Origin of the sequence: Dactylosporangium sp. NPDC000244, assembly GCF_040300725.1 — a bacterium.
Taxonomy (GTDB): domain Bacteria; phylum Actinomycetota; class Actinomycetes; order Mycobacteriales; family Micromonosporaceae; genus Dactylosporangium.
Map to the genome: position 1 here is coordinate 58,663 of NZ_JBEPEH010000042.1, position 16,831 is coordinate 75,493.

General features: G+C 73.9%; 18 protein-coding genes. 7 read left to right on the top strand and 11 right to left on the bottom strand.

The genetic code is table 11. From position 1 onward, the window contains the following. The first annotated feature begins 17 nt into the window (after window positions 1–17). Genes ABT369_RS44890 through ABT369_RS44905 form a run of 4 tightly spaced genes read left to right on the top strand, consistent with a single transcriptional unit; the run spans window position 18 to window position 3,735 of the window. Window positions 18–1,010 (top strand): ABC transporter substrate-binding protein, encoded by a 993-nt coding sequence (locus ABT369_RS44890; protein WP_350622447.1) that lies wholly within the window; start codon window positions 18–20, stop codon window positions 1,008–1,010. 52 nt (window positions 1,011–1,062) lie between these two features. Then, window positions 1,063–1,908, top strand: coding sequence for a class I fructose-bisphosphate aldolase (locus ABT369_RS44895; RefSeq protein ID WP_350622449.1), 846 nt, complete (start codon window positions 1,063–1,065; stop codon window positions 1,906–1,908). A 10-nt stretch (window positions 1,909–1,918) separates the two neighbouring features. Beyond that, window positions 1,919–2,797 (top strand): carbohydrate kinase family protein, encoded by an 879-nt coding sequence (locus tag ABT369_RS44900; protein ID WP_350622451.1) that lies wholly within the window; start codon window positions 1,919–1,921, stop codon window positions 2,795–2,797. After that, the gene (locus tag ABT369_RS44905) at window positions 2,794–3,735 is read left to right on the top strand and encodes a PfkB family carbohydrate kinase (protein WP_350622453.1); all 942 of its coding nucleotides are present in this window, start codon (window positions 2,794–2,796) and stop codon (window positions 3,733–3,735) included. The genes ABT369_RS44900 and ABT369_RS44905 overlap by 4 nt, the downstream gene beginning before the upstream one ends. Before the next feature lie 135 nt (window positions 3,736–3,870). Here the strand turns inward: ABT369_RS44905 and ABT369_RS44910 are convergent, their stop codons facing one another. The 3 genes from ABT369_RS44910 to ABT369_RS44920 all read right to left on the bottom strand — a co-directional run bounded on the left by ABT369_RS44910 (window position 3,871) and on the right by ABT369_RS44920 (window position 5,582). Next, window positions 3,871–4,107, bottom strand: a complete 237-nt coding sequence (locus ABT369_RS44910) for a hypothetical protein (RefSeq protein ID WP_350622455.1) — start codon at window positions 4,105–4,107, stop codon at window positions 3,871–3,873. A gap of 65 nt (window positions 4,108–4,172) precedes the next feature. Next, the gene (locus tag ABT369_RS44915) at window positions 4,173–5,057 is read right to left on the bottom strand and encodes a hypothetical protein (protein ID WP_350622457.1); all 885 of its coding nucleotides are present in this window, start codon (window positions 5,055–5,057) and stop codon (window positions 4,173–4,175) included. A 30-nt stretch (window positions 5,058–5,087) separates the two neighbouring features. Then, window positions 5,088–5,582, bottom strand: a complete 495-nt coding sequence (locus tag ABT369_RS44920) for a SigE family RNA polymerase sigma factor (protein WP_350622459.1) — start codon at window positions 5,580–5,582, stop codon at window positions 5,088–5,090. 106 nt (window positions 5,583–5,688) lie between these two features. Between ABT369_RS44920 and ABT369_RS44925 the strand changes: the two genes are divergently transcribed. Further along, window positions 5,689–6,513 carry a hypothetical protein gene (locus ABT369_RS44925; protein ID WP_350622461.1) on the top strand — a complete coding sequence of 275 codons (825 nt, stop codon included), beginning with the start codon at window positions 5,689–5,691 and terminating at the stop codon, window positions 6,511–6,513. On the opposite strand, the gene helR is transcribed toward ABT369_RS44925, so the two are convergent. Then, complete coding sequence (gene helR, locus ABT369_RS44930; RefSeq protein WP_350622463.1) at window positions 6,497–8,617, bottom strand: RNA polymerase recycling motor ATPase HelR; 2,121 nt, start codon at window positions 8,615–8,617, stop codon at window positions 6,497–6,499. The two genes, ABT369_RS44925 and helR, sit on opposite strands and share 17 nt — an antisense overlap. 178 nt (window positions 8,618–8,795) lie before the next feature. Here helR and ABT369_RS44935 point away from each other — a divergent pair, with 178 nt between their 5' ends. Together ABT369_RS44935 and ABT369_RS44940 are read left to right on the top strand one after the other, a co-directional pair. Beyond that, complete coding sequence (locus tag ABT369_RS44935) at window positions 8,796–9,122, top strand: hypothetical protein (RefSeq protein ID WP_350622465.1); 327 nt, start codon at window positions 8,796–8,798, stop codon at window positions 9,120–9,122. A gap of 101 nt (window positions 9,123–9,223) precedes the next feature. Then, window positions 9,224–10,081: an alpha/beta fold hydrolase gene (locus ABT369_RS44940; RefSeq protein ID WP_350622467.1), complete on the top strand. Its 858-nt coding sequence runs from the start codon at window positions 9,224–9,226 to the stop codon at window positions 10,079–10,081. On the opposite strand, the gene ABT369_RS44945 is transcribed toward ABT369_RS44940, so the two are convergent. From ABT369_RS44945 to ABT369_RS44975, 7 genes are all read right to left on the bottom strand, one after another. Continuing rightward, window positions 10,035–10,391, bottom strand: a complete 357-nt coding sequence (locus ABT369_RS44945) for a hypothetical protein (protein WP_350622469.1) — start codon at window positions 10,389–10,391, stop codon at window positions 10,035–10,037. The two genes, ABT369_RS44940 and ABT369_RS44945, sit on opposite strands and share 47 nt — an antisense overlap. 562 nt (window positions 10,392–10,953) lie before the next feature. Then, window positions 10,954–11,670, bottom strand: a complete 717-nt coding sequence (locus tag ABT369_RS44950; protein WP_350622471.1) for a hypothetical protein — start codon at window positions 11,668–11,670, stop codon at window positions 10,954–10,956. A gap of 460 nt (window positions 11,671–12,130) precedes the next feature. Beyond that, the gene (locus ABT369_RS44955; protein WP_350622473.1) at window positions 12,131–13,888 is read right to left on the bottom strand and encodes an ankyrin repeat domain-containing protein; all 1,758 of its coding nucleotides are present in this window, start codon (window positions 13,886–13,888) and stop codon (window positions 12,131–12,133) included. A gap of 76 nt (window positions 13,889–13,964) precedes the next feature. Next, window positions 13,965–14,813 carry a type 1 glutamine amidotransferase domain-containing protein gene (locus ABT369_RS44960; protein WP_350622475.1) on the bottom strand — a complete coding sequence of 283 codons (849 nt, stop codon included), beginning with the start codon at window positions 14,811–14,813 and terminating at the stop codon, window positions 13,965–13,967. Further along, complete coding sequence (locus tag ABT369_RS44965) at window positions 14,810–15,634, bottom strand: MBL fold metallo-hydrolase (RefSeq protein WP_350622477.1); 825 nt, start codon at window positions 15,632–15,634, stop codon at window positions 14,810–14,812. Before ABT369_RS44965 ends, ABT369_RS44960 begins: the two co-directional genes overlap by 4 nt. After that, the gene (locus ABT369_RS44970; protein ID WP_350622479.1) at window positions 15,627–16,400 is read right to left on the bottom strand and encodes a DJ-1/PfpI family protein; all 774 of its coding nucleotides are present in this window, start codon (window positions 16,398–16,400) and stop codon (window positions 15,627–15,629) included. The genes ABT369_RS44965 and ABT369_RS44970 overlap by 8 nt, the downstream gene beginning before the upstream one ends. Then, the gene (locus ABT369_RS44975) at window positions 16,397–16,828 is read right to left on the bottom strand and encodes an ester cyclase (RefSeq protein WP_350622481.1); all 432 of its coding nucleotides are present in this window, start codon (window positions 16,826–16,828) and stop codon (window positions 16,397–16,399) included. Before ABT369_RS44975 ends, ABT369_RS44970 begins: the two co-directional genes overlap by 4 nt. Window positions 16,829–16,831 lie beyond the last annotated feature (3 nt).

A 16,831-nucleotide genomic window follows, 5' to 3' on the forward strand; every position in this document is an offset into this window, starting at 1 on the left:
GTCGAAAGGACACCCCTATGCGTATGCTTCGATGGAGCGCAACCGCCGCCGCTGCACTGCTCCTGACCTCCCTGGCCGCCTGCGGAGCCGACTCCGGCAACGGCGGCGGCGACGGCAAGACCGGCGCCTTCAAGATCGCGCTGATCCCCGGCGTCGCCAACGACGCCTACTACGGTTCAGTCGCCTGCGGCGTCCAGGCCGCGGCCAAGGCCACCGGCTCCACCGTCGACGTGCAGGCGCCCAAGACGTTCAGCCCGACCGACCAGATCCCGATCCTGCAGGCGGTCATCGCCAAGAAGCCGGACGTCATCATCATCGCGCCGACCGACAGCAAGGCCCTCTACGCGCCGCTCAAGCAGGCCACCACGCAGGGCATCAAGGTGGTCCTGGTCGACACCACGCTGGAGGACCCGTCGATCGCCGAGGCGGAGGTCAGCTCCGACAACATCGAGGCCGGCAAGACCGCCGCCGCGAAGCTGATCGAACTGCTCGGCGGCAAGTCCGGCTCGGTGCTCACGGTGAACCTCTCGGCCGGGGTCACCACCACGGACGACCGGTTCAAGGGCTTCGCCGAGGGCCTCAAGGCCACGCCCGCGCTCAAGGACCTCGGCCAGCAGTACTCCAACAACAGCGTGCAGACCGCGTCCTCGATCGTCTCCTCGACCGTCGCCGCGCACCCCGACCTGGTCGGCATCTTCTCCACCGCCGCGTTCAACACCGAGGGCGCGGTCGCGGCGCTGCGGGCGAGAAAGGACAACAACGTCACCATCGTCGGCTTCGACGCCAACCCGCCCGGCGTCAAGCAGATCCAGGACGGTGAGGTCGCGGCGCAGGTCGTGCTCAAGCCGTACGACGAAGGTGTGAGCGCCGGCGAACAGGCGATCAACGCGCTCACCGGCAAGCCCGTCACCAAGAAGATCTCGACCGGCGCGGTCGTGGCGACCAAGGACAACCTCAACTCGCCCGAGGTGCAGAAGTACCTCTACAGCTTCACCTGCCCCGCGGCGTGAGCACCCTGCCCGGGCGGCCGGAGCCGCCCGGGCCACTCAAGAGAGGCAAGACATGGATTCCCGTACGGGCAAGAGGATCAGGCTCGGCCGGCTGCTGGACCCGAGCACCGGCAAGGCAATCGTCGTGGCCGCCTCGCACGGCGTGATGAGCGGGCCGCCGGCCGGGCTGCGGACCCGCGGCGAGATCGAGTCGGTGTTCGCCAGGCTCGCCACCGCCGACGGCGTGATGGTGACGCCGGGCATGCTCCCGCTGGTCGAGGACACCTTCGTCGGCCGTGACCGGCCGGCCCTCGTGCTCCATCTCGACTGGAAGAATCACGGCCGCCGTATCTACACACCGGGCCAGGACGGGCGCAGCGAGGGCGTGCTCGCCCAGCTGGCGACGCTCGACGAGGTCGCCGCCGCCGGGGTCGACGCCGTCATGACATACCTCTACATCGGCCAGCGCGACAGCCGGCTGGAACGCGCCGAGATCGAGCGCAACGCCCGCATCGTCCGGGACGCGGCGCGGGTCGGCGTCGCGGTGATCATCGAGCCGCGCTCGGCGCTCGAGGCGGAGGGCGCCGAGGCGCTCGGGACCGATGTTCTCTCGCTGTACTGCCGGATCTCCGCCGACATCGGCGCCGACCTGGTCAAGGCGGTCTGGAACGGCTCAGTCGAGGCGTTCGCGCCGGTCGCGGAGAGCTGCTACGCACCGATCCTGGTCGCCGGCGGCCCCGGCGGCGACGACGAGAGCGACACGATGCGGCTCGCCGCCGACTCGATGGCCGCCGGCGCCGCGGGCGTGATGTTCGGCCGCCGGGTGTTCCGCGCCGAGCGCCCCGAGGCCGTCCTGGCCGGGCTGCGGACGATCGTGCACGGCGGCCACCCCGTGGACACGGACACGGCCGGGCGTTGAGGATGAACCCATGCTGCTGATCGTGGGCGAGGCCATCGTCGCGTACCAGCGCGACGTCACGGCCGACTCGGACGCGCCCTACACCGGGCCGTGGGCCAGCGGCTCGCCGGCGATCGCCGCGTACGTGGCCGGGCGGCTCGGCGTGCCGGTGAGCTTCGTCGGCGGCGTCGGCCGCGACCCTCTGGGCAAGGTGATGGCCGACGGCCTCGCGGCCGGCCACGTCGCCATCGACCGGCTGGCGGTCAGCGACGACGCGCCGACCGCCACGGCCTACATCACGTACCGTGGCGAGCACCGCGAGTTCGACTTCCGGGTGGCGGGCACGGCCGCCGCCCGGGTCACCGTCGCGGACCTCGCCGATCTGCCAGAGCGGGCGGCCTGGTTGCACCTGTCCGGCTCGGCGCTGATCTTCGGCGAGCCGCTGGCCAGCACCGCGCTGACGGCCCTGGCCCGGGCCCACGCGGCCGGCGCGCGGATCTCCGTCGACCCCAACGTGCGACCGGAGGCGCTCGACCCCGCCTCGCGGGCGGCGCTCGTCGACGCGCTGCGGCTCGCGCACGTGCTGCTGCCCAGCGAAGGCGAGTTGGAGGCGCTCGGCGTCGACGCCGGGGCCCTCGTCGCGGCCGGCGCGACCGTATGCACGACATACGGGGCGGGCGGCGCATCGGTGGCCGGGGCCTCCGGCACGACCCACGTCCCCGCCCTGGCCGGGGAGCCGGTCGACACCGACGGGGCGGGCGACGCATTCGCGGCGGGCTTCATCGCCGCGGCCCTCGCCGGCGCCGACCCGGTCGCGGCGGCCCGGGCCGGTGTCCGCGTCGCCGCCGCCGCGATCCGCACCGAGGGTCCGATGACCGTGGTGCCCGACCCCGCCCTGCTCGCCGGGTGAGCCGCCTGCTCGTCGTCGGCCTGGCGACGTCACTGGACCGGTACGCGTGGCTGCCGCAGACGCGGCTCGGCGCGATCAACCGGCCCCGCGAGATCCTGGTCCAGGCCGGAGGCAAGGGCCTCAACGCGGCCCGCGCGGCGGCCGGGCTCGGCGTGCGGGTCCGGTCGGTGTCCCTGGTCGGTGGCGAGACCGGCCGCACGGTACGGGCGCTCGCCGGCGAACTGGACGTGCGGTTCGTCGACAGCGGCGCCGAGACCCGGCAGTGCCTGTGCCTGCTCGACGACGCCGGCGTGCTGACCGAGGTGTACGAGCCGGTCCCGCCCGTACCGCCGACCGTCTGGCCCGTCCTGCGCGACGTGCTGGCCGGCGAGATCACCGCGCTCGAGCCGGGCGACCTGGTCGCGGTGTCCGGGCGGGTGCCCCCGGGACTGCCGGTCGACGCGCTGGCCCAGATCGTGGATCTCGCGGCGGCCCGGAAGGTGGCCGTCGTCGTCGACTCCGACGGCCCGGCGCTGATTGAGGCGGTGCGGCGCGGGCCGGCGCTGGTCAAGGTGAACGCGCACGAGGCGGCGGCCGCGACGCACGGTGCGGCCGATCCGCTGGCCGCGCTCCGGTCGATGGGGGCTCATGCCGTCGTGGTGACCGATGGCTCCTCCGGGGCCCGGTACCTCGGCGACGACGGCACCCGGCTCGCCGTGACGCACGAGCCGATCGCCGGCGCGCTGCCGGTCGGCAGCGGCGACGCGTTTCTCGCCGGCTTCGCCGCGCACCGGCTGCGCGGGACCGCCGTGGACGTAGCGGAGTCGCTGCGCGTCGCCGCGGCAGCCGCGCGCGCCAACGCGCGGCACCTACCGGCCGGCGACATCTCCTGGGAGGCCGTCAACGCCGAACTCCCCCAGGTACACGTCGAGCCCGGGCCAACCGGTACTTGCGTGTGAACACATAAGCGAAGGCGATCGAGGCCGACAGGGCGGGAAGGCCGCCGCGCGGCGGCGCGGAGCCGAGGGCGATTCCGAGGTGGTGGCCGCCTCCGGTGCGGCGGGGGGCGGCCCTCGGTCGGGTGGCGCGACCGGCTACGGCAGCGGGTGCCCGCCGTCGCCGTCGACCTTCGTGTCCATGACGCCGTCCTCGTCCAGGTCGACCATGGTGACGTTCACCTGGCCGTCGCCGTCGCTGTCGAGCTGGAACAGGTCGGCCTTGCCGTTGCCGTCGGTGTCGATGGCGAGGACGTCGTTGACGCCGTCGTGGTTGGTGTCGACGGCCAGCAGCTCGGTGCGCTGCTCGCCGCGGGTCTGCACGGGTTCGGTCATGGGCGGCACGATACGGCGGCGGCACCCGGGCCGGGCGACCCGGGTGCCGCCTCCGGTGCGGGCGCTCAGGCGACGATGTGGAAGGCCTGGTCCAGGGCGAGCGCGGCGAGCCGCTGGTCGTCGAAGGGCAGGTCGGTCAGCGGCGGGGCGGTGTTCTCCGGCGTGAAGTTGCCCTGCCGGGACTGCGCGACGTAGACGGTCGTGCCGTCGGGGTAGCGGTACGTCGACCACTTGTCGAGCCGGTCGTCGGTCTTGCTGCCGGTCGACAGCGCGACGGTCTGGCCGCCGGACTGCACGGTCGTGCAGGTGCCCGGCGCGGACCAGAAGATCAGGTCGCACAGGCCGGCGCCGGGGCGCAGGCCCGGCTCGTACACCTCCACGATCAGCTGCCCGGCGGTGGCGCCCTTGCGGATCTCCAGGGTGACCAGGTAGCTCCAGCGGTCCTGGCCGCCGACCTTGTCCTCGAACTGGGCCTGCACGATGTTCATCGGCGCGTCGGGAACGGCGGTGTAGCCGGCCGGCACCAGCGAGATCACGTGCGCGGCGAGGGCCTTCGCGGCGTCGGCCTTGCGGCCGGCCCGGGCGGTGCGGTCGCCCTGCGGCGAGCCGTCCACGCCGGTGGGCCAGACGGGCTTGGTCTCCCCGCCGATCCCGATCGGCACCGGGCTGGGGGTGCCGTTCGCGCTGGGGCCGTTGCCGCTGGCCAGCGGGACGGGGCTCGGGGCGCCGGGGCCGGCGGCCTGCTGGGCGCCCGAGCCGGCGGTGGCCACCACCAGGCCGAGCGCGGTGACGATGGCGAGCACGCCGGCCCCGGCGGCCCCGGTGGCGAGCGTGCGGCGCCGGGCCGCGCGGCGGCCGGCCTGCAGGGCACCGCCCGGCGGCATGCTCGGCGGCGCGGTGGTGTGGTCGAGGGCGTCGCGCAGCGAGGCCCGGAACTCCAGTTCGTCCATGATGTTCGCGCTCTTTCGTCGCAGCGGTGGTCAGTCGGTGGTGAACGTCGGGCTCAGCCGGGCGCGCAGGGTCTGCAGTCCCCGGGCCGCCTGGCTCTTGACCGTGCCCGCCGAGCAGCCGAGCAGCTCGGCGGTCTCCTCGACGGAGAGGTCCTCCCAGTAGCGCAGGATCAGCACGGCGCGCTGCCGGGCCGGTACCGCGCTCAGGGCGGCCAGCACCGCGACCCGCTCCTCGGGCCCGGTGTCCACGGTCGGCGGCTCCGGCGGCGTGTCGCTGGTGCGCACGCGCCGCCACCAGCCGAGCCGCCGCTCGTCGAGGTACGTGCGCACGAGCGTGCGCCGCAGGTACCCGTCGAGCACCTCGTGCCGCGAGACCCGGTTCCAGGCGAGGTACAGCTTCGTGAACGCCGTCTGGGTGAGGTCCTCGGCCCGGTGCCAGTCGCCGCACAGCAGAAACGCCGTGCCGCGCATCGCGTCCGACCGCGCGGCGAAGTACTCGGCGAATGCCGTGTCCCGATCCGTCATGCGCTACTCACGGTCGCGGCCCTCCACCGGGTTGCACGCCGGGCCCGAATTTCTTCCGGCACCAAATTCCTCTGGCGTCGCCCCGGGCCGGGTGATCCAATGCGCCGTGCTCGCTCGTCACTGGCGCCGGGGCGCCGCCGCCGTCTCGCTCGCCACCGCGCTGTGGACCGCCTGGTTCACCGCCGGGCCCGTCGGCGAGTGGTTCACCACCGCATTGTTCCTCGTGGTGCCGCCGATCATCGCCGCGCTCATCGCCCCGGCGTGGCGCTCGGGGGCGGCCGTGACCGGGGCACTGCTGGTGGCGTTCGCCGGACTCGTCCTGTTCTCCACCGAGCGCCCGGACTCGCTGCGCCCGCCGCAGACCGACTGGCTGCTGCCGTACCTCGCGCTGGCCCTCGTCGCCTGGATCGCCGCGTTCGCCGCCCGGGTGGTCGCGGCCGATCCCGAGCGGCGCAAGACGGTCCTGCTCGCGGGCGCGGGCGGCGCCGTCGTGCTGCTGTGCCTGGCCGGGATCGTCGCGGGCGGCCCCGGCGGGCAGCGCCCCGGCTCCGGTGACGTGGACATCGACCGCAACGACCTGGTGCCGTTCCCCGCGGCCCTGCAAGACCGGCGGGTCGACGTCGACTGCCGGACCGGCACCGGCGTGTGCACCGAGCTGATCGAGTTCTGGAGCGAGACCGGCCAGTCCCCGGACGAGATCGCCGCGACGGTCGCGGCGCACCTGCGCACCCGGGGCTGGCCGATGGCCGAGGACCCGCGGACCGGACGGCTCACCGGCTGCCTGCCGATCCGCGGGGTGCTGCACTGGTCCGACCGGGCCTGCGCCGAGCTCGTCGCGTCCGCGGACCTGGACTGGCCCGAGGACGTCAAGCACCACGACGACGGCCTGGTGCTGGCGCTCGGGGCGCAGCCGCTCAGCTCGTCAGGATGACGAGCCGCTGGGTGGCGCGGGTCATCGCGACGTACCGGTCGACCGCCCCCTCGACGCCCTCGCCGAACGCCTGCGGGTCGACGAGCACGACCAGGTCGAACTCGAGCCCCTTGGACAGCTCCGGGGTGAGCGAGCGCACCCGGTCCGTGCCCGGGAACCCCGGGGCGCCGATGACGCACGCGACGCCCTCGCCCCCGGCGTGCCCGGCGAGCCACTCGTCCACGATGGACGGCAGTTCGGCCGCGGTACCGTACGCGACCGGCACCCCGCCCTGGCGGATCGACACCGGCACGTTCGCGTCGGGCAGCGCGGCCCGGATCACCGGCTCCGCCTCGGCCATGATCTCGGCCGGCGTGCGGTAGTTGACGGTCAGCGACGCGAGCTCGATCCGGTCGAACCCGGCCCGCTCGAGCCGTTCCCGCCACGACTCGGTGAACCCGTGCCGCGCCTGGGCCCGGTCCCCCACGATGGTGAAGCTGCGCGACGGGCAGCGCAGCAGCAGCATCTGCCACTCGGCGTCGGTGAGCTCCTGGGCCTCGTCGACCACGATGTGCGCGAACGGGCCGGCCAGCGAGTCCGGGTCCACCCGCGTGAGCGCCGCCTCGTCGACGAGGGCATCGTGGAAGTCCTCGACGCGCAGCATCGAGACCAGCCCGGCACCGTACTCGTCGTCGGCGACGGCCACGATGTCGTCCACGACCTCGCGCATGCGCTCCCGCTCGACGGCCGCCTCCGCGGACTGCCGGTGCCGGCGCCGCACCGCGTCCGGGTCGCCGAGGCGCTGCCGGGCGGCGTCGAGCAGCGGCAGGTCCGAGACCGTCCACGCCGACGGTTCCGATCGCCGCAGCAGCCGTACCTCCTCGTCGCTCAGCCACGGCGCGCATTTGCGCAGATAGGCCGGTACCGAATAAAGGTCCCCGACCAGGTCCGCCGCCTCCAGCAGGGGCCACGCGCGGCCGAACGCCGAGCCCAGGTCCCGGTTGCGGCGCAGCTCCCGCGGGTCGGCCTCGTGCCGGTCGGCCAGGATCTCGACGAGCTCGGCCCAGACCAGGTCGCGGGCCTCGTTGTGCGGGATGCCCGGCTCCGCCGCCAGGAACGCCTCGGCCCAGTCCTCGGCGGTGACGCGCAGGTCGGCGTCCTCGGTCGCCACGAGCGTCGGCTTGGTGGGCGGCCGCTCGTAGAAGCGCACCGCCTCCTCGATCGCGTGGACCATCCGCGCCGAGGACTTGAGCCGGGCCACCCGCGGGTCCGGCTCGGCCGCGGCCGCCTCGCCCTCGGCCACGAGGTCGCGCACCGTGCACGTCTGCACCCCCTCCTCGCCGAGGCTCGGCAGCACATCGGAGACGTACGCGAGGTACGGCTGATGCGGCCCGACGAAGAGCACGCCGCCGCGGCGGTGCCCGAGCCGCGGGTCGGCGTAGAGCAGGTAGGCGGTGCGGTGCAGCGCGACGACGGTCTTGCCGGTGCCCGGCCCGCCGTCGACGACGAGGGCCCCGCCGGAGCCGGCCCGGATGATGGCGTCCTGGTCGGCCTGGATGGTGCCGAGCACGTCGCGCATCCGGGCCGAGCGGTCGCCGCCGAGGCTCGCGATGAACGCGGACTGGTCGTCGAGCGCGGCGTGGCCCTCGAGCCCGGCGGCGGTGAACACCTCGTCCCAGTAGTCGGTGATGCGGCCGCGGGTCCAGCGGTACCGGCGGCGGCTCGCCAGGCCCATCGGGTTGGCGTGGGTCGCGCCGAAGAACGGCTCCGCGGCCGGCGAGCGCCAGTCGAGCAGGAGCCGCCCGCCGTCGGCGCCGGTGAGCCCGAGCCGGCCGACGTAGACCGGCTCGCCGCCGTCCTCGGCGACCATCCGGCCCAGGCACAGGTCCAGGCTGTAGCGGCGCAGGGTGCGCAGGCGGGCGGTCAGGCGGTACACCTCTTGGTCCCGGTCCATCGCGGCCTGCCCGATCCCTCCGGGCGCCCGGCGCTCGGCGTCGAGCCGCGCCTCGAGCTCCGCGGTCACCTGCCCGAGCCGCGCGGCGATGGCCGCGAAGTGCTTCTCGTCGGCGGCGACGAGCGCCGGATCGTCCTTGGCCGGCTCGGACAGCGCGAACACTTCGGTCATGCGCGAATTCCCCCTTATTGGCACGAGACCGCCGATTCTGCGCCCCGACCGGGGCCTTGCCGCAAGCCCCCACCTGCGGTATACGTTAAGAATGGAGGAGCGATATGTGCTCCTCTTTTGCATATGACGGCTCGGCAGCCATTGATGGGTGCCACTTGTTCTGCCGAGAATTCCCGCCATGAAGATGCGCCGTCTCCTGACCCTCGCCGCCGGCACCGTCCTCGCGGGCGCCGCCACCGTCGCCTTCGCCGCCCCCGCGCAGGCCGCCACCGTCGACATCCCCTTCGGCCCGCTGTCCATCGGCGACTACTGCCACTCGCGCTACTCCACGGCATGGATCGGCTTCTACGAGAGCAGCGGGCTGCGCTGCTACACGGGCTCGAGCCCGCTGCAGTACGTGGGCAGCGGCGACCCGTACCTGGCGTGCAAGTACCTGACGCCGGACGTGGTGATGAGCGCGTCCCGCGGCGCGTCGGACGCCCTGGTCTGCCGCGTCATCCGCTGACCCGTCATGCCCGCCGGGCCGGGCACCGGCCCGGCGGCCCTGGTCTCGCGGCCCGCTAAACTGCTAACATCGTTCGCAGTTGCCGTACGCGAGGGGGAGGCATGGAGCAGCGGATCGTCGCGCCCGACGGGGCGGACATCGTGGTGCACAGTGTTGGCAGCGGGCCCGGCATCGTCGTGGTGCACGGCGGCGGGGTCACGATCGGGATCTACCAGCGGCTGGCGAACAAGCTCGCCGACCGGTTCACCGTGCACCGCTACAACCGGCGCGGGCGGGAGGACGCCGGGCCGCGCCGGGAGCCCTACACGTTCGAGCAGGACATCGACGACCTCGGGGCGGTGCTCGCACATACGGGGGCGGGCAACGTCATCGGGCACAGCTCCGGCGGGTTCATCGCGCTTCAGGCCGCGCTCCGGCTGCCCATCCGGCGGCTCGCGCTCTACGACGCCGCCGTCAACATCGACGGCATGTTCCCGGCCGCATGGCTCGACGCGGCGATGGCCGCGGCCCGGGCCGGGCAGACCGCGCGGGCCATGGCGCTCACCAGCGCCGGGATCAACACGCACTCGGGGACGTCCCGGCTGCCGCTGGGGATGCAGATCGCGATCTGCCGGCTGTTCCTGCGCACCTCGATCGGGCGGATGATGGGCGGGCTGCTGGCCACGACGCTCGACGAGTCGAACCAGATCCGCCTCGCCGGCGGGCCGGCCACGCGCTGGGCCGCGGTGCGGGCCGAGGTGCTGCTGGCCTACGGGGCCGCCGGCCCGCCCTACTACGTCCAGCTCAACGCGGCCCTCGCCGACGCCCTGCCGCACGCGCGCGTGCTGCCCGTCGCGCGCAGCGGGCACGACGGCATCAACCGGGCGCCGGACTCGATCGTGGAGCCGCTCGCCGCGTTCTTCGCCGCACCGGTCAGTGGATCCACGGAAGATCCGGAGGCATCTCGTACGTCACGCTGACGTCGAACCCCCCGTCCCCCTCGACCGTGAAGGTCAGGCCGAACCGCGACGGGCTGCCCCGGGCGACCATCGCGGCGCGCAGCGCGAGCAGCGTGTCGCTCAGCTCGTCGGTCCACGGATCGGCGAACGCCACCCAGCCGCTGCTGTCCAGCGGCCCGGTCGCCGAGTGAAACTCCATGCGCGCGCCGGTGTAGTGGTCGTCGACCTCGGCCAGCAGCACCGAGCGGACGGCCTCGGGCGGGGTGACCTTGCGCACGATGGCGACGATCGTGTCCACACACGAGATGCACGCGGCCGACACCTCAGACAAGGCTGACCCATATATCGACCATGGTCTCAGGATAGGGTGCGCCGGAAATCACTCGCACGGCAGGGCGCCGATACGGTCCGCGACCACGGCGGGGCCGATCGCGCCGCGCAGGTGCGGTACGACCGTTGCCGGCGCCGTGGCGCACACGCCGCCGCGCGGCACCGCACCGCTCGGCACGCGAACGCGGGTCCGCGCCGGGCCCCGCGCCGGCTTCCGAAGCGGCGTCGGCACTCCCCGACCCCGGCGGACGGCGGACGGCGGACGGCGGACGGCGGACGGCGGACGGCGGACGGCGGACGGCGGCGAACGAGTTGCGATGGCCGGGCCCGTCGGACGGACAGCGACGGCGGCCGGACCGCGGCGAACCAGTTGCGATGGCCCGGCGCGTCAGACGGACAGCGACGGCGGCCGGACCGCGGCGGCGGGGACGAGTGGCGGCGGCCGAACGGCGGACGAGTGGCGGCAGACGAGCGGCGACCACCGGGCAGTCGGGCGGCGGACGGGCGGACGAGCGGCAGCGATTTGGCAGCGACGGACGGGCGGCGGTGGCGTGTGCCGGTGCTCAGTCGGCGAGGGCGGGGTTGGCCTCGAGCAGCCGGCGCCCGTCGGCCAGCACCGTCCGGGCGGCCAGGGCGCGGACCAGGGCCCGCCCGCCGCTCACCGCCCCGTCCTCGTCGTTGCCGACCGCGGCCGGCGGCACCCGCAGCGTGACGAGCCGCCCGCCGCCGACGTCGGTGGTGTCTACGTCGAGCCCGGCGGTGTCCACCCGCGCGGCCGTGTCCCGCAGCCAGGTCGCCAGGGAGAACACCGGCAGCCCGCGGCGCCAGTGGTTCCAGTCCTGCCGCACGTGCACGAGGTCGATCCAGGCGTAGTCGGCCGCCCAGATCCGCCCGGCCTCGGCGACGAGCGCGGCGACGCCGGGCAGCCGCTCCTCCAGGGCCGGGTTCATCAGCGGCTTGGTCCCGATCCGCAGCTCCGCCCGCGCCCCGGCCCGCCCCGGATCGGGGTCGCGCCACGTGATCCAGAGCCGCCCGCGGCCGAGCCCGAGGACCTCGACGCCGGTGTTGCCGCTGGCGGCGAGGGCTTCCCGCAGCCCCTCGGCGGTCGCGTCGTCCGCCACGGGCAGCTGGCCGCCGCCGGCGGTCATCCGCACGGTGTCGGCCTCCCCCGGGAACACGGCGGCCAGGGCGCGCATGGTCTCGAGCAGGCGGCCGGCCCCCTCGGCCGCCGTCGATAACCGAGACGGCCCGTCGGTCCAGATCTCCCAGCGGTACGACATGTGCCCTCCGAAGCCCTCATGCTCCCGCGCCGACACGGAACCCCGCACGGCTCGTGCCCCCATACCCGGCGCGGCGCGCGGCACCCGTCCCGGATGTGCACGGTTCGGGCCGCGCCGCGCGTGGAGGCATCGTTCGGTCCCGTACGACCTCCGCCAACCTATACGCCGCCCCGCGACGACGCGTCGACCGGCTCGGGTCTGCGCTCCGCGCGGGCGAACCCGCCGGCGGTGAGCCGGGTGCGGGCGTAGGCCTGGACCTTGGTCACCAGCCCGGGCTCGGCCGCGACAACGCACAGTAGCGCGCCGCGCCGAAGGCCGACGGAACAAAACCCGGCGGCGGCTGCGGTCCGGGCGGTTCTGGAATCAGATGCGCTGGATCGATGGGTGATGTCATGCCGACCTCCCCGTGTCTCGGCACACATCGATGCTATCGGACCCGACCGCCGCCCCGCCGACCCGATTACCCTGAGTGAGCACCCCGAGACGGATCGGCGGGTGCGCTGAGGGCGGCGAGGACGGCGGCCGCGTGCGGCTTGAGCACCGGGTCGGCGAGCGCCGCCGTGGCCCGGCCGAGCGGGGTGACGCCGGTGTGGTCGGGGATGTCGGCGCGGGCCCCGTGCGCGACGGCCCAGCGGATCTGCTCGAGGTGGCTGTCCACGGTGGACGGCGGGGCGGTGAGCGCGCGGTGCACGGTGTCGTCCAGGGCCGTCTGGCCGTTGATCGCCGGACGCTCGTTGAGGGCGGCGGCGAAGGCGAGCGGCGGCATGTGCTCGGCGATCGCCCGCAGGCAGGCGAAGTGGTTGAGTACGGCGGCCCGGATGACGGCGTCGACGGCCATCGGGTGCCGCTCGGGCCGATCGGGGTCCGCGCCGCGGGCCAGCAGGTCGCGCACCACGCGCAGCCGGGCGGCGGCGGTCTCCTCGTCGGGGTCGGTGCCGGTGACCGCGGCGATGATCGGGGTCTGGCCGAGCGGGCCGCCCTGGCGGTTCAGGTCGAGGCCGGGCGCCGCGAGGCAGGCGGCGATGCGGGCCTCGTCGCGCGGGTCGGCGAGGGCGGCGACGAGCGCGTCGAGGGGCGGGTCCGGCTCGCCGGCGATCGAGGCGAGGAGCCGGGCGCGGTAGGCGGCCTGCTCCTCGGCGAGCGGCAGGTCGGGCAGCAGGGCCAGGATGGGCTCGTTGTGCCACAGCTGGGCCATCGTGCGGGCCGTGTAGCCGCGGACGTTGCAGGCCACGAGCAGCGCCGCGGGATCGAAGGTCTCGAGCAGCCAGGCGACGAGGTCGCGGTGCCGGGCGCTGCCGAAGAAGACCGCCTGCAGCAGCACGGTGTGGCCGTTGACCGCGCTGGTGGCGTGGACGTGCTCGGGGTGGCGCTCCAGCAGCGCCCGCACGGTGGCGAGGTCGCCGTGCTGGGCGGCCCAGAAGACCGGCAGCGCGTCGGCGTCGGCGACCCGCACGCCGGGGTCGGCGCCGGCGTCCAGCAGCATCCGGACCGCGGCGGCCTGCCCGCGCACCGCCGCCGCGCACAGCAGCGTCCAGCCCCGCGGGTCGCGCAGGTCCGGGTCGCCGCCGCCGCGCAGGTGGCGGGCGAGGGCGTCGAGGTCGCCGGCCCGGGCCGCGGCGAAGACGGGGCCGGTCAGCCATTCGGTGATGCTGAGCCGCTGGTAGAGCTCGTCGGCGGACATGCCGTCGTCGACGGGCACGGCGACCGGCATCGGGGTCATGCGCAGCAGGGACAGGGCCCGCATCGCGCAGTACCGCAGCCAGAGATCGCCATCGAGCGCATCCAGCAGCAGCTTGCCCACAGTGGACGGATCACGCAGCGAGCACCCGATGCGCAGCAGGGCGCTCGCGGCGATGGCGTTGTCGAGCGGGTCCGGGCCGAAGGTGCCGTCCTCGCGCTCCATGGCCCGGAAGAACGCGATCGAGCCGTCCACTGTGGATCTGTCCGGCCAGGAGCACTCGTCGGCGACCGCGATCGTCATGAAGTGCTCCTCGCGGGTCGCCGCCCGCGAGGCCATCTCCGTGAGGGTCGGGCCCAGCATGTCCCCGGCCCCGCCGACCATGTTCAGCCGCAGCACCGCCCCGGCCAGGGCCAGCACCGGACCCCCGGCCGGCCACAGCGCGAGCACCTCGGCCCGCACCTGGTCGGGGTGCGGCGTGCGGGCGCCGAGCAGCTCCAGCGCCTTCAGAGCGCTCAGGGAGCGCTCAGACGAAAGCACCGCGCTCAGGGAGCGCTCAGACGAAAGCGCCGCGCTCAGGGAGCGCTCAGACGAAAGCGCCGCGGCGAGGGAGCGCTCAGACGAGAGCATCGGCGAAGCCGTACACCCGCAGGTCCTCCGTCAGCGCCCGCACCATCACGGAGCCGCACAGGTCGCTCTCGCCCACCGAGCGGCTGGTCAGGAACGGGTGGTCGAGGATCACGGAGAGCCGGTGCCCGACGTTGCCGTGGAAGCGCCCGTGCGGCCCGACCGCGTCGCGCAGGATGTACTCCAGCGAGAACGGCGGCGCCTCGAACACCAGCGGCGCCCCGTTGGCGCTCACGGCCCAGCCCGCGGTGTAGTCGTACTCCATGGTGTGCCCGGTGACGTGCCGCCCCTCGATGATCGGGCGCCGGTCGTCGAGCTCGCGGGCCATGGCCAGGCAGGTCACCGCGTAGCACTCGGCGGCGATGAGCTTGCCGGCCGCGTGGAAGCCGAGCACGAGGTCGTGCACGCGCGGGTTGTTCACCATGTCGACGATGGGGCCGCTGCCGCCGACGAGGAGCAGGGCGTCGTAGCGGGGCACGATCGCGTCCCAGGCCGCCTGCCTCCGGTCGTAGTACTCCTCCATCGCCGCGATGTAGCTTCCCGAGCTCAGGTACGGCCGGACGGGCAGTAGCTCGGCGAGGCTCTGGCGGTCCTTGAAGTACGTCTCCCAGTCCGTGGTCCGGGCCCGCTCCCCCATCTCGGGCGAGGTGACCGGCCGGCCGAGCGGCGGGTCCACATAGGAGCTGTCGAGGCTCCCGCCGTCCGGCAGCGGCTGCGCGCCGGTCGGGGTGGCGAAGTGCACGCTGATCCCGGCCGCCTCGAGCCGGTCGACGGGCAGCAGCAGCTCCTGCGCCCAGAACCCGTGCTCGGACACGACGCACAGCACGTTCTTGCTCACGGGTTGACCTCCACGGTGGACGACTCGAACAGGCGCGGGATGAAGATGTCCAGCAGCTGCGGGCAGCGCCGCTGCGGGTAGGCGGCCACCAGCGCCTCGCGGAAGGCGGCCGGGTCGTCGTGGGCCAGGCGCTGCTCGGCGAAGGCGAGGTAGTCGGCGTTGTGCAGCACCTCGGCGGCGTCGGCGACGGGGCCGTGCCCGGCGAGGAACACGTCGGAGCCGGACGTGGCCATGACCCGCAGTAGCGCGACGGTGTTGGCGGCGGCGCGGGTGACGTACACGTGCGTGCCGCTGTAGACGAGGTCCTGCGCGATCGTGACGCCGTGCCCGGGCAGGGTCAGCACCAGCTGGGCCGAGCACTCGGCGTCGCGCACGACGTCGATGCGGTAGTCGACCCCGTCGACGGTGTCGAAGCCGGGCTCGGCCACGTGCTGCGGCATCACGACGGCGTCGGGGACGAACGGGCCGTACTGCGCCTGCCGCTCCGCCCGCTGCGCCTCCCCGGTGTGGCGTAGCTCCTCGATCGTCGCCTCGGCGGCCCAGACGGGCACGTCGGGGAAGGCGGTGCTGAGGCCGAACCAGTGGTCGACGTGGGCGTGGCTGAGGTACAGCTTGCGGATCGGCTTGTTCAGCGCGTCCACGAAGCGCCGGAAGGCGATCGCGTAGGGCGCGACGAACTGCCCGTCGATGACCACCAGCGCGCCGGCGGTCTCGAGCACATGGGTCGAGTTGGCGAGGAACTCGTCGGGCGCCGTGAACGTGTGGACCGTGAGGTTGTCGCGCACGAAGGACGACGTCGACGGATCGGGTAGCTCAGGCATGGGCGCTCACCGGATTCCTGGCCAGGACCTCGACGAGCTTGGCGCCGAACGCCTGCGCCGACTCGACCGAGAGCCCGGTGACGAAGGGATGGTCGTGCACGACGCTGGGGTGCTCGCGGGAGGTCCTCGGGTCCGAGGCGACCGTCCCGTCCGGGCCGACCGCGTCCTGCACCATGTACTGCAACGGGAACACGAACCCGCTCGTCTTGAGCTGCAGCCGCGGGTTGTCCGGGGTCGCGCGGACCACGTCGTACTCCAGATCCTCGACGAAGTCCCAGGCGTGCGGGTGCGCGGTGACGTGCCGGCCGTGGATCACGGAGCGCATGCCGTCGTCCGGGTCCCGGGTGAAGGCGAGCGCGGCGACGGCGTAGCAGAGCGCGCCGATCGTCTTGCCGGACCGGTACGCGTCGAGCACGAGCCGGTGCACGAGCCCGTTGCCGGCGACGTCCAGCGCGGACCCGGCCCCGCCGACGATGACGAGCGCGTCGTAGTCGCCCATGTCGGCGTCGCGGGTGCGGATCGGGTCCGCCCACTCGCCCGTGTCGAGGATCTGGTTGACCCGCGCCAGCAGCTCCGGCGGGTTCATCTTCACCTTCTGCATCGGGTCGACGAACTGCGGGTCCATGCTGATGACGCCGGGCAGCGGGGTCTTGCCGAGATAGGTGGCCAGCGTGAGGTCGTGCCCGGCCTCCTTGAGCGCGTCCCAGGGACCCTGCAGCTCCTCGGCCCACACGCCGTAGTTCGAGGCGATGACGAGAATTCTCACTGTTCCTCCTGCGACGAGTCCGAACCCTGCAACTGGCGGATCGCGGCGCCCCAGTCCTCGAGGTGGTGCAGGACCGACAGCCGCCCGTCGTCGCCGATCTCGTGCACGTCGATGGTCATGATGCTGAACGAGCGCCCGGTGTGCGGGACCATGAAGTCGCCGGCCGGGGTGCCCGACAGCTCGCTGCGCACGGCGATGTAGACGCCGTCGGCGCTGAGGTGGAGGATCTCCACGTTGATGTCGGGCACCAGGTCGAAGAGGCCCTCGATGTACGGCCGCGTCTCGGCCTTGGTGCGGTAGCGCCCGTTGGTGTAGTACGAGCGCCAGTCGTCGGCCAGGACGGCGAACCCGGCGTCCCAGTCCCGCCGCTTGCTGCGGAACAGGTCGTAGAACGGTTCGATGAGCCGCTCCGCCGCTTGCTTGGTCATGAT